Here is a 13,483-nt window from a genome sequence, read left to right on the forward strand (position 1 = left end):
TTTAACCGGACGAGCCGTCTTCGTGTGCCAAAGTACTGGTATGGCCAATTCCCCCTCCGGTGATTCGATGGCGGAGCGAATCGTGCGGGTCATCTCGGCGTTCGACTCCGAGAACCCGTCCATGCCCGTTGCCACCCTCGCCCGGCGGGCGGGGCTCCCGCTCTCCACCGCGCATCGGCTGGCCGCGGAACTCGCGTCCCTCAAAGTCCTGCAGAAGTCGGGAACGGGTGAGCTGCGTCTGGGCATGCGTCTCTGGGAGTTGGCCAGCCGGAGTTCCTCGGCGCTGGACCTGCGCCAGGTGGCGATGCCCTTTATGGAAGACATCCAGGCTGTCATCCGCCAGCACACCCAGCTTTCCGTCCTGCAGGACGATGAGGTGCTCTTTATTGAACGGCTCTCCAGCAGGGGATCGGTGGCGAACTTTGCCAGGGTGGCGGGTCGGCTGCCGCTGCATATCTCGTCCTCCGGGATGGTCATGATGGCCCATGCGCCCCGGCACGTGCAGGAGGAATTCCTCGCCCGGCACCGCGATGATCCTGCGCCGTTCCCCGCCGCGGATGAACTGCGCAGGCAGTGGGCCGGGATCCGCAGGGAAGGATGCGCGACGCTTCCCGGCGTCGTCGACCCCGAGACCACCGGCATTGCCGTCCCCATCTTCGGGCCGCAGGGCCCGGCCGTAGCTGCGCTTGGCGTGGTTGTTCCGCGGGGCAGCGAGAACACCTCTGCCACGGTGCCGGCGCTCATGACCGCCGCGCGGGGTATTTCCCGCGGACTGGGCACACACTCGGCCGAAGCCGGCCCCCGCCACGGCAGCGGGGCAGCAGCCGGGGACTGACCTCGCTCACCGAGATGGCAGAAAAGGCTCTTATGGGCGCTCAAACGGGCACTTTCTGCCATCTCGATGGGGAAGATTCTCATTGAATGGGAAAGCAGTCGCGCCGAGGCTGTGCCGGTACTCACACTGGACTCTAGGGCGTTCCCGCCCGCGTACGTCCAGCCTGTCCCCGAAGGAGTACTGCATTGACTGCAGCGCGCACCGTCCTCAAGACCAAAGTAGGCATTGTTGGAGGTGGTCCGGCCGGGCTCATGCTCTCCCACATGCTCGCCAAGTCGGGCATCGAGAACATCGTCGTGGAAAAACGCGACCATGAAACCATCCGCACTACGCACCGCGCCGGCATCCTGGAGCACGGCAGTGTCCGCATGCTGACCGAAGGCGGAGTCAGCGACCGGGTCCTGGTTGACGGTTACAAGCATGACGGGATCGACCTGCGCTTCGGCGGGGAAAGCCACCGCATCGATTTTGAGGACCTGGTGGGGGAGTCCGTGTGGCTCTATCCGCAGAATGAAGTCTTCGTCGACCTTGCCGCCGCCCGGGAGCGCGACGGCGGCGACGTCCGCTACGCCGTGTCCAACACCGAGGTGCTGGACCAGACAACGTCCGTGCCCAAGATCCGCTTCACGGACCAGGAGGGTGCAGACTTCGAAATCCACTGCGACATCCTGGTCGGTGCCGACGGCTCACAGGGTATCTGCAAGCGTTCCATCCCCAAGGAGCTGCGGACGGATAACTTCATTGAGTACCCGTTCGCCTGGTTCGGCATCCTCACCGAAGCGCCGCCGAGCGCCCCGGAGCTGATCTATGCCAACTCCGACCATGGATTTGCACTGATCAGCCAGCGCAACGACAACGTCCAGCGCATGTACTTCCAGTCCGACCCCAATGAGGATCCCGAAGCCTGGAGCGAGGAGCAGATCTGGAATGAGCTGCAGCGGCGTGTTGACGGCCCGGACGGCTTCGAACTCAAGCGCGGTCCGATTTTCGAGAAGACGGTCCTGAAGTTCCGGAGCTACGTCTGCGAGCCGCTGCGCTACGGGAACATGTTCCTTGCCGGCGACGCCGGGCATACTGTTCCGCCAACCGGCGCCAAGGGCCTGAACCTGGCCCTGGCAGACGTTGCAGTGCTCTTCGAGGCCATCGACTCGTTCTACGCCACGAAGAACTCCGGGCTTTTGGACGGTTACAGCGAAAAGGCCCTGAAGCGGGTGTGGCGCGCGCAGAACTTCTCCTATTGGATGACGTCCATGCTGCACACGCGTCCGGACGCCACGCCGTTCGAACGCAAGCGTGCACTGGGAGAGCTGAATGGTGTTGTCTCCTCCCGCCACGGACAGGCCTACCTTGCCGAGGCCTACACCGGCTGGCCCGGCCAGTAGCAGCAGTCCACAAGACCGGACCACAGCAGATGTTCACTAGGTGAACATCTGTACTGATAGTGAACATTTAGGTGTATCGTGGTTTCCAGCCACGGGATGCCGGCCCCCTGCGGGACGCGAGGAAGCGTTCTGCCCTGACAGGAAGAAGGACCATGGACGAGAACACCATGGATGTGAACCACAGCTCCGCCCCCGCGGATGACCTGTTCGCAGACCAGATAGTCGAACGGCTGGATGCAGCCGAGGCATCCCAGGACCAGATTTCCGGCGAGATCCGGACAATCCACGAAGCGTACCGGAAGGGCGTGGACAACGGCGCTGCCGAAGAGACGCAGCCGCGGATCGATTTCCGCCCCTACCGCAGCTCGCTCCTGCGCCACCCGACCAAGAACCTGCACCACACCGATCCCGAGACGATTGAACTGTGGTCCCCGGCATTCGGCCACCAGGACGTGCATGCCCTGGAGTCGAACCTGACCATCCAGCACAACGGCGAACCCCTGGGCGAACGCATCATCGTCCGCGGCCGGGTGCTCGACGGCGACGGACGTCCGGTCCGCAACCAGCTCATCGAGGTCTGGCAGGCCAACTCGGCTGGCCGCTACATCCACAAGCGCGACCAGCACCCGGCTCCGATCGACCCGAACTTCACGGGCGTCGGACGGGCCATCACCGGCGACGACGGCTCCTACGAGTTCATCACGATCAAGCCCGGCCCCTACCCGTGGAAGAACCACTTCAACGCCTGGCGCCCGGCGCACATCCACTTCTCCCTGTTCGGGACGGATTTCACCCAGCGGATGATCACCCAGATGTACTTCCCGGGTGATCCGCTCTTCGCCCTGGACCCGATCTACCAGTCGATCACCGACCAGAAGGCCCGGGACCGCCTGGTGGCTTCGTATGATCACAACATCACCTCGCACGAGTGGGCCACGGGCTACAACTGGGACATCGTGCTCACCGGCAGCAACCGCACCTGGATGGAAGAAGAGGACGCAGAGTAATGAGTGAAAAACTCGTCGCCACCCCCGGCCAGACCATTGGCCCGTTCTACGGCTACGCCCTTCCCTTCGAAAAGGGCGGCGAACTGCTGGCCCCCGGACTGCCCGGCGCCATCCGGCTGCAGGGAACGGTCCGTGACGGAGCCGGTGAAACCATTCCCGACGCACTGCTGGAAATCTGGCAGGCCGACGCGGACGGCAGCATTCCGCAGAAGACCGGTTCGCTGGTCCGCGACGGCTACACCTTCACCGGGTGGGGCCGCGTACCCGTGGACAACACCGGCAATTACACCTTCACCACGGTGAACCCGGGGCCGACCGAGGAAGGCGCAGCGCCGTTCATCTCCTTCGTCGTCTTCGCCCGCGGCCTGCTGAACAAGCTCCACACCCGGATGTACCTGCCGGAGGACGAAGCAGCACTGGCCAAGGATCCGCTGCTGTCTTCACTGCCCGAGGACAGGCGCAGGACCCTGATCGCCACGCGCGAAGCCGACGGCGGACTGCGCTGGGACATCACGCTGCAGGGCGAGAACGAGACCGTCTTCCTCGCCTTCCCGGGGGCGTAATCCATTGGGCTCCGCGGAAACTGCCGACTACGGCCTGCTGTCTCCGGCATGGGCAGGCACCCGCGCCGCAGCACTGACTTCTGACGAGGCGCTGCTGCAGGCCATGCTCGACGTCGAACTCGAGTGGCTGAGGGTGCTTGCTTCCGCGGGCCTGATCGATTCCCGGGTGCCCGACGCCGTCGCTCCCGCCTGCCAGGCTCCGCGGTACGACGCCGCGGACCTGGCGGCGCGTGCGCAGGGCGGCGGCAATCCAGTGATTCCGCTCCTTGCGGACCTCCGGGCGATTGTGCGCGAGGAAGCGCCCTGGGCTGTGGGCCCGATCCATAAGGCGGCCACCAGCCAGGACATCCTGGACACGGCCCTGATGCTGATGTCCTCGCGCGCCCTGAAGACAGTCCTCGACGACGTCCACAGCGCCGAAGCGGCCCTGGGCGGTCTGGCCCGGAAGCATGCCGGAACCGTCAGCGTTGCGAGGACCCTGACCCAGCATTCCCTGCCTTCTACGTTCGGTCTCAAAGCCGCGCAGTGGCTGCACGGCGTGGGGCAGGCCGGAGCAGCACTCGAGGCAGTGGCGGCCGCTCTCCCACTGCAGTGGGGCGGTGCCTCCGGAACCATGGCTGCGCTGACAACCGCAGTGCAGCAGGGGCAGGCCAAGCCCCTGGAGCTGGCGGCAGACCTGGCCGCACGCCTGGGCCTGGCAGATCCGCTGGCACCCTGGCAGACCAACCGGCTGCCCGTCACGGCGCTGGGCTCCGGGCTCGCCGATCTGCTGGCGGCGGCGGGCAAGATCTCCAACGATGTCCTGCTGCTTAGCAGGCCCGAAATCGGCGAGGTCAGCGAACCGCGCGAGGCCGGCCGCGGCGGCTCGTCCGCCATGCCGCAGAAACAGAATCCAGTTCTTTCCGTGCTGATCCGCAGCGCCGCCCTTGCCGCACCCGGCTACGCAGCCATGCTGCACGCCGCAGCAGGTGCGGCCGACGACGAACGCCCGGGCGGATCCTGGCACGTCGAGTGGCAGGCGCTGCGCCAGCTCCTGCGCCTGGCCGGGGGAGCGGCTGCCAAGCTCGCGGAGCTTGCAGCAGGGCTGAGCGTCAACGGCGACGCCGTTGCCCGCAACCTCGCCCTTGCCGGTCCGCTGGTCGTCAGCGAAAAGGTGATGGCACGCGTCGCGCCCCTGCTGGAGGACGGTGTTCCCGGCCAGGGCAAAAAGCGCGTCCAGCACCTGGTGTCGCTCTCGCTGGCCGGTGAGGACTTCGCGGCGCTGCTGCGCGCGGAGGTGCCGGAAAGCGATCTCAGCGACCAGGACATTGCGCAGCTGCTGGACCCGGCCAACTACCTCGGCCAGTCCGACGCCCTGATTGAACGAATTGTCTCGGCCTACCCCGGAAGGAAACGCCCGTGAGCGTCCCGCAGATCAAAGCAACCCAGCTCTCCAACGCTGGTCCCGATGCACCCGTACTCATCGCCGGACCGTCGCTGGGGACATCCGGCACGGCGCTGTGGAGCAGCACGGCTGCCCTGCTGGACGGATTCACCGTGATCGCCTGGGACCTGCCCGGGCACGGCAACAGCCCGGCCGCAGCCGAGGGCTTCTCCCTGCCCGACCTGGCCGAAGCAGTGGCAGGCCTGGTAAAGGCGGCGACAGCTGCCGGGGACATCTCCGAAACCCAGGACCTGTACTACGCCGGTGTTTCGCTCGGCGGGGCCGTCGGCCTGCAGTTGGGCCTGGACTTCCCCAAACTGTTCACCTCCCTGGCAATCCTGTGTTCCGGTGCCAAGATCGGAGACGCCGAAAGCTGGGAAACCCGTGCCGAAACGGTCCGGACCCAGGGGACTCCGGCAGTGCTCATTTCTTCCGCCCAGCGCTGGTTCGCGGAGGGCTTCATTGAACGTGAAAAAGGCGCATCGGCAGCTCTGCTCCACTCCCTGCAGGATGCAGACCGGTTCTCCTATGCTTTCTGCTGCCAGGCACTGGCAGGCTTCGATGTCCGGGAACGCCTGGCCGAGATCGCTGTCCCCGTACTGGCCGTAGCCGGTTCCGACGACGTCGTGACACCCGCTGCCTTCGCGGAACTGATCGCAGCCGGCGTGCCGCAGGGACGGGCCGCCGTCGTATCCGGTGCTGCGCACCTGGTGCCGGCCGAACAGCCGGCCGCTACAGCCGAACTGCTGGGCGGTTTCTTCCGCCCGGCCAACTAACCAAGGAATAACATCACCGTGAACGAGTTCAGCGAGAAGACCCAGCAGGAGATTTACGACGAGGGCATGGCCGTCCGCCGCCAGGTGCTCGGGGATGCCCACGTCGACCGTGCCAACGCTGCCAAGGACGATTTCACCGGCGATTTCCAGGACATGATCACGCGCTACGCGTGGGGGACCATCTGGACCCGTCCGGGTCTGCCCCGAACCATGCGCAGCGCCATCACGCTGACGGCGCTGATCGCGCACGGGCACATGGAAGAGTTCGCCATGCACATCCGTGCGGCCCTGCGGAACGGCCTGTCCAAGGACGAGATCAAGGAGATCATCCTGCAGTCGGCCATCTACTGCAGCGTGCCGTCGGCGAACTCCGCCTTCAAGGTGGCCCAGGGCGTCTTTGCAGAGCTGGACGGGCCTGCGGCGTCCTAGGACCTCTGGTAAAAACCACAAATCTCGGATAAATTCGCATCTTGTACGTATGTTCGGTGAACGAACACGCGCTTATCGCCGCGCAGCGGTGCAGCCAGTCAAAGGAGCCATGGTGAACCAGGCCTACATTTACGACGCCGTCCGGACCCCGTTCGGCCGCTTCGGCGGAGCTCTCGCTTCCGTGCGCCCCGACAACCTTGCGGCACAGGTGATCCGCGCAGCCGTCTCCAGGGCACCCGGGCTCGACCCGGAACGAATTGATGAAGTCGTCTTCGGCAACGCGAACGGAGCCGGTGAAGAGAACCGCAACGTCGCACGCATGGCCACGCTGCTCTCCGGCCTGCCCGTCTCGATTCCCGGAACCACGGTGAACCGCCTGTGCGGCTCATCCCTGGATGCAGCAATAATCGCATCCCGCCAGATCAACACCGGAGAAGCCGATCTGATGCTGGTGGGCGGCGTAGAGTCCATGAGCCGCGCGCCCTGGGTCCTGCCGAAGAACGAAAAGCCGTACCCCGCAGGTGACCAGACCCTGGCTTCGACCACTCTCGGCTGGCGCCTGGTGAACCCGGACATGCCCAAGGAATGGACCGTTTCGCTCGGGGAAGCCACGGAGCAGCTCCGGGAAAAGTACGGCATCACCCGCGAACGCCAGGATGCCTTCGCCGCAGCTTCCCACGAGCGCGCCGCCCAGGCCTGGGACGAAGGACGCTACGACAACCTCACCGTCCGGGTCGACGGCGTGGACCTGGCCCGGGATGAAAGCATCCGCGCCGGCTCCACCGTGGAAAAACTGGCGACCTTGAAGACTGTCTTCCGCCCGGCGTCGGACTCACCCTCCGGCGGCACGGTGACCGCGGGCAACGCTTCACCACTGAACGACGGCGCCTCCGCCGCCTGGATCGGCAGCGAAGCGGCCTCGGAAATCCTGGGCTTGGAGCCCCTGGCCAGGATCGCAGGGCGCGGCGCGGCAGCTAACGAACCCCAGTTCTTCGGCTATGCGCCGGTTGAAGCCGCCAACACCGCGCTGAAGCGTGCCGGCATCACCTGGGGCGACGTGGCCGCCGTCGAACTCAACGAAGCCTTCGCCGCCCAGTCCCTGGCGTGCATGGATGCCTGGGACATCGATCCGGCGATCGTCAACGCGTGGGGCGGTGCCGTTTCGATCGGGCATCCGCTGGGCGCGTCCGGCACCCGGATCCTGGGCACCCTGGCCCGCCGCCTGGAGGCTTCCGGCGAACGCTGGGGCGTCGCCGCCATCTGCATCGGGGTCGGCCAGGGCCTCGCCGTCGTACTCGAAAACACCAAAGCCTAACCAGGGAGAACCGTGCTGAACATACTGCAGGACGCCGACGCAGCCGTCGCGCCGATCCATGACGGAGCAACTGTCATGATTGGCGGTTTCGGCAAGGCCGGCCAGCCCGTGGAACTCATCGAGGCACTGCTGCGCCAGGGTGCCGGAAACCTCACCGTGGTGAACAACAACGCCGGCAACGGCGAAGAGGGACTTGCCGCCCTGATCGGAGCCGGGCGGGTCAGGAAGATCATCTGCTCGTTCCCCCGCCAGTCCGATTCGCAGATCTTCGACGCCAAGTACCGCGCCGGGGAAATCGAACTCGAACTGGTGCCGCAGGGCAACCTCGCCGAGCGCATCCGCGCCGCAGGTGCCGGCATCGGCGGGTTCTTCACCCCCACCGCCTACGGCACCCCGCTGGCCGAAGGCAAGGAAACCCGCATGATTGACGGCCGCGGCTATGTCTTCGAGACGCCGCTGCACGCGGACTTCGCGCTTGTGAAGGCGCTGAAGGCCGACCGTGCCGGCAACCTGGTCTACCGCAAGACTGCCCGGAACTTCGGTCCGATCATGGCCGCGGCAGCGAAGAACGCCATTGTCCAGGTCCGCGAGATCGTGGACATCGGCCAGATAGATCCCGAGACCGTCGTGACCCCCGGGATCTACGTCAACTCCCTGGTCCAGGTATCCCGCGAGAAAGCACCGGCAGCAGCATGAGCGAAAAGGCAGTGAACACCACCGTGAGCGAAAAACTGGACCGCTACTCACTGGCTGAACTGGTTGCCGGGGACATTGCGCCCGGTTCCTTCGTGAACCTGGGGATTGGGCAGCCGACACTGGTTTCGAATTACCTCAAGCCGGAACAGTCCGTCACGCTGCACACCGAGAACGGCATGCTCGGCATGGGCCCGGAAGCACAGGGAGATGAGATCGACGGCGACCTGATCAACGCCGGCAAGATCCCCGTGACCGAGCTGCCCGGTGCTTCCTACTTCCACCACGCCGACTCCTTCGCCATCATGCGCGGCGGACACCTGGACGTGTGCGTTCTGGGTGCGTTCCAGGTTTCCGCCACGGGCGACCTTGCGAACTGGCACACCGGCGCGCCGGATGCGATTCCCGCTGTGGGCGGTGCCATGGACCTGGCCACGGGTGCCAAGGACGTGTACGTCATGATGTCGCTGTTCACCCGCGAAGGCGTCAGCAAGCTGGTTGCCGAGTGCTCCTACCCGCTGACCGGTGTTGGATGCGTCACACGCGTCTACACTAATGAAGCGGTATTCCTCCTGAAGGAGGACGGCGTCCACGTTCGCGAGACCTACGGGATCAGCTTCGAGGAGCTGGCCGCCAAGGTGGACGTACCGCTTATCGCGCCGTCTGCCGGCGCAGCCTAAAACAGCAACGGGGGACCCATGAGCGAAACGATCGCGGCCAGTGACCAGTACGTCCAGTCACTGGCCCGCGGCCTGTCCGTGATCCGGGCGTTCGACGCCGAGAACGTACAGATGACGCTCAGTGATGTCTCCCGCCGCACCGGCCTCACCCGGGCTACCGCCCGCAGGTTCCTGCTGACCCTGGTGGAGCTTGGCTACGTCCGCACCGACGGACGCAACTTCGAACTCACGGCGCTGGTGCTGCAGCTGGGGTATTCCTACCTCTCCGGGCAGACCCTGCCGCAGCTGGCCCAGCCGCTGCTGGAAGACCTGTCACGCGAAATCCACGAATCGACGTCGGCCTCCATCCTGGACGGCAACGAAATCGTGTACGTGGCTCGGATCCATACCCGCCGCCTGATGACCGTGGGCATTGCAGTCGGGACCCGGTTCCCCGCCTACGCGACATCGATGGGGCGGGTGCTGCTGGCCGGCCTGCCGCCGGAACGGCTCGACGCGTATTTGGCAGAGGTCGAACTCCGGCCGCTGACTGAACGGACCCTGACCACCGAAGCCGCCCTCCGCGCCGAAGTGCAGCGGGTTAGGGAGCAGGGATGGGCCGTAGTAGACCAGGAATTGGAGCGGGGCCTGCGCTCAGTGGCGGTGCCGATCTTCAGCCCGGCCGGCGAAGTTGCCGCTGCACTGAATACCTCAATGCAGGCGACGCTGGGGCTGGACGGGCCTACACTGGAGGAAGCAGCGGCTTCAGTGCTGCCGCATCTGCAGGAGGCATCCCGCAAGATCACCCAGGCCCTCGCGGCCAGGAGTTGACCTCGGATCCCTTCCAGGGCAGGCGGTTTCGCCGGCCGGATGCGCGCGGTCATAGCAGACGGGGAAGTCTGCTAGACTATTAACAATTGTTTGTGTGGCAGTGGATGAAGGCCGCTCGCATGTTCTCCGGATTTATTCCGAAGTGCGGGTGGGGGCCTGTTTCCGGGTTGCAGGGTTCTTGTGCAACGAATGCCACACTTTTGCACGCCTACGGTCGCTTCGGATCAACGGAACGTCTCGGGGGTGCTGCGGCAACAACTTTGAAAAGCCTCGCCCGCGGGCTGCCTGACAGCGGCGGCCGGGCGACAGCAACCAGAGAATTTTTCTCGAGATAAACGGAGAACTGATAAGTGCCTACGATTCAGCAGCTGGTCCGCAAGGGCCGCTCACCCAAGGTCTCCAAGACCAAGGCTCCTGCCCTTAAGGGCAGCCCGATGCGCCGTGGTGTCTGCACCCGTGTTTACACCACCACCCCGAAGAAGCCGAACTCGGCTCTGCGCAAGGTAGCCCGTGTCCGCCTCAACGGCGGCGTGGAAGTTACCGCTTACATCCCCGGTGTAGGCCACAACCTGCAGGAACACTCCATCGTGCTCGTTCGCGGTGGTCGTGTTAAGGACCTGCCCGGTGTCCGTTACAAGATCGTTCGCGGCGCACTGGACACCCAGGGTGTCAAGAACCGCAAGCAGGCTCGCAGCCGCTACGGCGCGAAGATGGAGAAGAAGTAATATGCCCCGCAAGGGTCCGGCCCCCAAGCGGCCGCTCGCAGTCGATCCCGTTTACGGCTCCCCGCTCGTCACGCAGCTGATCAACAAGGTCCTCGTTGACGGCAAGAAGTCCACCGCCGAGCGCATTGTTTACGGTGCACTCGCCGGAGCCCAGGAAAAGACCGGACAGGATCCGGTTGCAGCCCTGAAGAAGGCTATGGACAACATCAAGCCGAGCCTCGAGGTCAAGTCCCGCCGTGTCGGCGGCGCAACCTACCAGGTGCCGGTTGAGGTCAAGCCGGGCCGCGCAACCGCCCTGGCGCTGCGCTGGCTGGTTGGCTACTCCAAGGCCCGCCGCGAGAAGACGATGACGGAGCGCCTGCGCAACGAAATCCTGGACGCCTCCAATGGTCTTGGTGCTGCTGTGAAGCGTCGCGAAGACACCCACAAGATGGCCGAGTCCAACAAGGCCTTCGCCCACTACCGCTGGTAATTAGCACCACCCATATCTTTTCAGCCCAGGCCCTGCGGCCCGCTCCGGCGGGCCTCAGGGCCGCAGGCCGAATTGATGACCGGCGGGGCCAGAACCAAAACTAGGGAGTAACCGTGGCACTGGACGTGCTTACCGACCTCAACAAGGTCCGCAACATCGGCATCATGGCTCACATTGATGCCGGCAAGACCACTACTACCGAGCGCATCCTGTTCTACACCGGTGTCAACCACAAGATTGGCGAGACGCACGACGGCGCCTCGACCATGGACTGGATGGCACAGGAGCAGGAGCGGGGTATCACCATTACCTCCGCAGCTACCACGTGCTACTGGGACAACAACCAGATCAACATCATCGACACGCCGGGTCACGTTGACTTCACTGTCGAAGTTGAGCGTTCCCTGCGCGTGCTCGACGGCGCCGTTGCTGTCTTCGACGGCAAGGAAGGCGTGGAGCCGCAGTCCGAGACTGTTTGGCGCCAGGCCGACAAGTACAACGTTCCGCGTATCTGCTTCGTCAACAAGATGGACAAGCTGGGCGCTGACTTCTACTTCACCGTAGACACGATCATCAACCGCCTCGGTGCCAAGCCGCTGGTCCTCCAGCTGCCGATCGGCTCCGAAAGCGAATTCGAAGGCGTCGTTGACCTCATCGAAATGCGTGCCCTCACCTGGCGCGGCGACGCCAAGGGTGACGTCACCATGGGTGCAAAGTACGAAGTTGAGCCGATCCCCGCAGACCTGCAGGAAAAGGCCGAAGAGTACCGCGCGAAGCTCGTGGAGACTGTGGCAGAAGCCAGCGATGAGCTGATGGACAAGTACCTCGAAGGTGAAGAACTCACCGTTGAGGAACTGAAGGCCGGCATCCGCAAGATGACCGTCAACTCCGAGATCTACCCGGTGCTGTGCGGCTCCGCGTTCAAGAACCGCGGCGTCCAGCCGATGCTTGACGCTGTTGTCGCCTTCCTGCCGAGCCCGCTGGATGTTCCGAACATCCAGGGCCACGACATCCGCGACGAAGAGGTTGTCCTCGAGCGCGCCGCCGATGCCGATGCACCGTTCTCCGCACTGGCGTTCAAGGTTGTGACGCACCCGTTCTTCGGCCGTCTGACCTACATCCGCGTTTACTCCGGCAAGGCTGCTTCCGGCGCCCAGGTCATGAACTCGACCAAGCAGAAGAAGGAGCGCATCGGAAAGCTCTTCCAGATGCACGCCAACAAGGAGAACCCGGTGGATGAAATCACCACCGGTCACATCTACGCCGCTATCGGCCTGAAGGATACGACCACGGGCGACACCCTGTGCGACCTCCAGAACCCGATCGTCCTGGAATCGATGAGCTTCCCGGAGCCCGTTATCTCCGTGGCCATCGAGCCGAAGACCAAGGGTGACCAGGAGAAGCTCTCCACGGCCATCCAGAAGCTCTCCGAAGAGGATCCGACCTTCCAGGTCTCCCTCGACGAAGATACCGGCCAGACGATCATCGCCGGCATGGGCGAGCTCCACCTGGACATCCTGGTGGACCGCATGCGCCGCGAATTCAAGGTTGAGGCCAACGTGGGCAAGCCCCAGGTTGCCTACCGCGAGACCATCCGCCGTACGGTCGAGCGCTACGACTACACGCACAAGAAGCAGACGGGCGGCTCCGGCCAGTTCGCAAAGATCCAGATTGCCATCGAGCCGCTGGATACTGCTGAAGGTGCGATGTACGAGTTCGACAACAAGGTCACCGGTGGCCGTGTTCCGCGCGAGTACATCCCCTCCGTCGACCAGGGCATCCAGAGCGCCCTTACCGACGGTATCCTCGCCGGCTACCCGGTGGTTGGCATCAAGGCAACGCTTATTGACGGCGCTTACCACGATGTTGACTCCTCCGAAATGGCGTTCAAGATCGCCGGCCGCCAGGCTTTCAAGGAAGCTGCACGGATGGCCAGCCCGGTTCTTCTGGAACCGATCATGGATGTCGAAGTCCGCACCCCTGAGGAATACATGGGTGAAGTCATCGGTGACATCAACTCGCGCCGCGGGCAGATGCAGTCGATGGAAGACGCCAGCGGCGTGAAGGTAATTCGTGCCCTCGTTCCGCTGTCCGGCATGTTCGGGTACATCGGTGACCTGCGGTCCAAGACCCAGGGCCGCGCCGTTTACTCGATGCAGTTCAACAGCTACGCAGAGGTCCCGAAGGCAGTAGCCGACGAGATCATCCAGAAGACGCGCGGCGAGTAAGACCCTGGCCGGTGTTCCGGTTTTACCGGAACACCGGCTGTGCGCGGCCCGGGTCTGAAGGATATTTGTCCTGAAGACCCAGGCAGCGCGGCCAGACTGAGCGGAACCTGCCAAGGACCGCGGCACAAGGCAATTTCATCAAATA

The 13,483-nt window shown here is 64.5% G+C and carries 14 protein-coding genes; all 14 read left to right on the plus strand.

Features of this window, described 5'->3' with window-relative positions:
- The first annotated feature begins 40 nt into the window (after window positions 1–40).
- The 14 genes from LOC59_RS02960 (at window position 41) to fusA (ending at window position 13,338) form a co-directional block, all read left to right on the plus strand.
- On the plus strand, window positions 41–835 hold the full coding sequence (locus LOC59_RS02960; protein ID WP_227894261.1) for an IclR family transcriptional regulator: 795 nt from the start codon (window positions 41–43) through the stop codon (window positions 833–835).
- Window positions 836–1,020: 185 nt separating this feature from the next.
- On the plus strand, window positions 1,021–2,217 hold the full coding sequence (locus LOC59_RS02965) for a 4-hydroxybenzoate 3-monooxygenase (protein WP_227915514.1): 1,197 nt from the start codon (window positions 1,021–1,023) through the stop codon (window positions 2,215–2,217).
- A gap of 152 nt (window positions 2,218–2,369) precedes the next feature.
- The gene (gene pcaH / locus LOC59_RS02970) at window positions 2,370–3,224 is read left to right on the plus strand and encodes a protocatechuate 3,4-dioxygenase subunit beta (RefSeq protein WP_227894263.1); all 855 of its coding nucleotides are present in this window, start codon (window positions 2,370–2,372) and stop codon (window positions 3,222–3,224) included.
- The gene (pcaG, locus tag LOC59_RS02975) at window positions 3,224–3,787 is read left to right on the plus strand and encodes a protocatechuate 3,4-dioxygenase subunit alpha (protein ID WP_227894264.1); all 564 of its coding nucleotides are present in this window, start codon (window positions 3,224–3,226) and stop codon (window positions 3,785–3,787) included. Before pcaH ends, pcaG begins: the two co-directional genes overlap by 1 nt.
- A gap of 4 nt (window positions 3,788–3,791) precedes the next feature.
- The gene (locus tag LOC59_RS02980) at window positions 3,792–5,189 is read left to right on the plus strand and encodes a lyase family protein (protein ID WP_227915513.1); all 1,398 of its coding nucleotides are present in this window, start codon (window positions 3,792–3,794) and stop codon (window positions 5,187–5,189) included.
- Entirely contained in the window at window positions 5,186–5,986 is an 801-nt protein-coding gene (locus LOC59_RS02985) for an alpha/beta fold hydrolase (RefSeq protein WP_227894266.1), read from the plus strand. The genes LOC59_RS02980 and LOC59_RS02985 overlap by 4 nt, the downstream gene beginning before the upstream one ends.
- 18 nt (window positions 5,987–6,004) lie before the next feature.
- Window positions 6,005–6,415, plus strand: a complete 411-nt coding sequence (pcaC, locus tag LOC59_RS02990; protein WP_227915512.1) for a 4-carboxymuconolactone decarboxylase — start codon at window positions 6,005–6,007, stop codon at window positions 6,413–6,415.
- A gap of 112 nt (window positions 6,416–6,527) precedes the next feature.
- Complete coding sequence (locus tag LOC59_RS02995; protein WP_229970865.1) at window positions 6,528–7,730, plus strand: thiolase family protein; 1,203 nt, start codon at window positions 6,528–6,530, stop codon at window positions 7,728–7,730.
- A 12-nt stretch (window positions 7,731–7,742) separates the two neighbouring features.
- Window positions 7,743–8,426 carry a 3-oxoacid CoA-transferase subunit A gene (locus tag LOC59_RS03000; RefSeq protein WP_227894268.1) on the plus strand — a complete coding sequence of 228 codons (684 nt, stop codon included), beginning with the start codon at window positions 7,743–7,745 and terminating at the stop codon, window positions 8,424–8,426.
- Window positions 8,423–9,103: a 3-oxoacid CoA-transferase subunit B gene (locus tag LOC59_RS03005; protein ID WP_227894269.1), complete on the plus strand. Its 681-nt coding sequence runs from the start codon at window positions 8,423–8,425 to the stop codon at window positions 9,101–9,103. The genes LOC59_RS03000 and LOC59_RS03005 overlap by 4 nt, the downstream gene beginning before the upstream one ends.
- An 18-nt stretch (window positions 9,104–9,121) precedes the next feature.
- Window positions 9,122–9,913, plus strand: a complete 792-nt coding sequence (locus LOC59_RS03010) for an IclR family transcriptional regulator domain-containing protein (RefSeq protein WP_227894270.1) — start codon at window positions 9,122–9,124, stop codon at window positions 9,911–9,913.
- Window positions 9,914–10,263: 350 nt separating this feature from the next.
- Window positions 10,264–10,638, plus strand: a complete 375-nt coding sequence (gene rpsL / locus LOC59_RS03015) for a 30S ribosomal protein S12 (protein WP_055239341.1) — start codon at window positions 10,264–10,266, stop codon at window positions 10,636–10,638.
- A 1-nt stretch (window position 10,639) separates the two neighbouring features.
- Window positions 10,640–11,110: a 30S ribosomal protein S7 gene (gene rpsG, locus LOC59_RS03020; RefSeq protein WP_055239342.1), complete on the plus strand. Its 471-nt coding sequence runs from the start codon at window positions 10,640–10,642 to the stop codon at window positions 11,108–11,110.
- A 113-nt stretch (window positions 11,111–11,223) separates the two neighbouring features.
- Entirely contained in the window at window positions 11,224–13,338 is a 2,115-nt protein-coding gene (fusA, locus tag LOC59_RS03025; protein ID WP_227894271.1) for an elongation factor G, read from the plus strand.
- The last annotated feature ends 145 nt before the right edge of the window (window positions 13,339–13,483 follow it).

This window comes from Arthrobacter sp. zg-Y916 (genome assembly GCF_020907385.1).
Taxonomy (GTDB): domain Bacteria; phylum Actinomycetota; class Actinomycetes; order Actinomycetales; family Micrococcaceae; genus Arthrobacter_B; species Arthrobacter_B caoxuetaonis.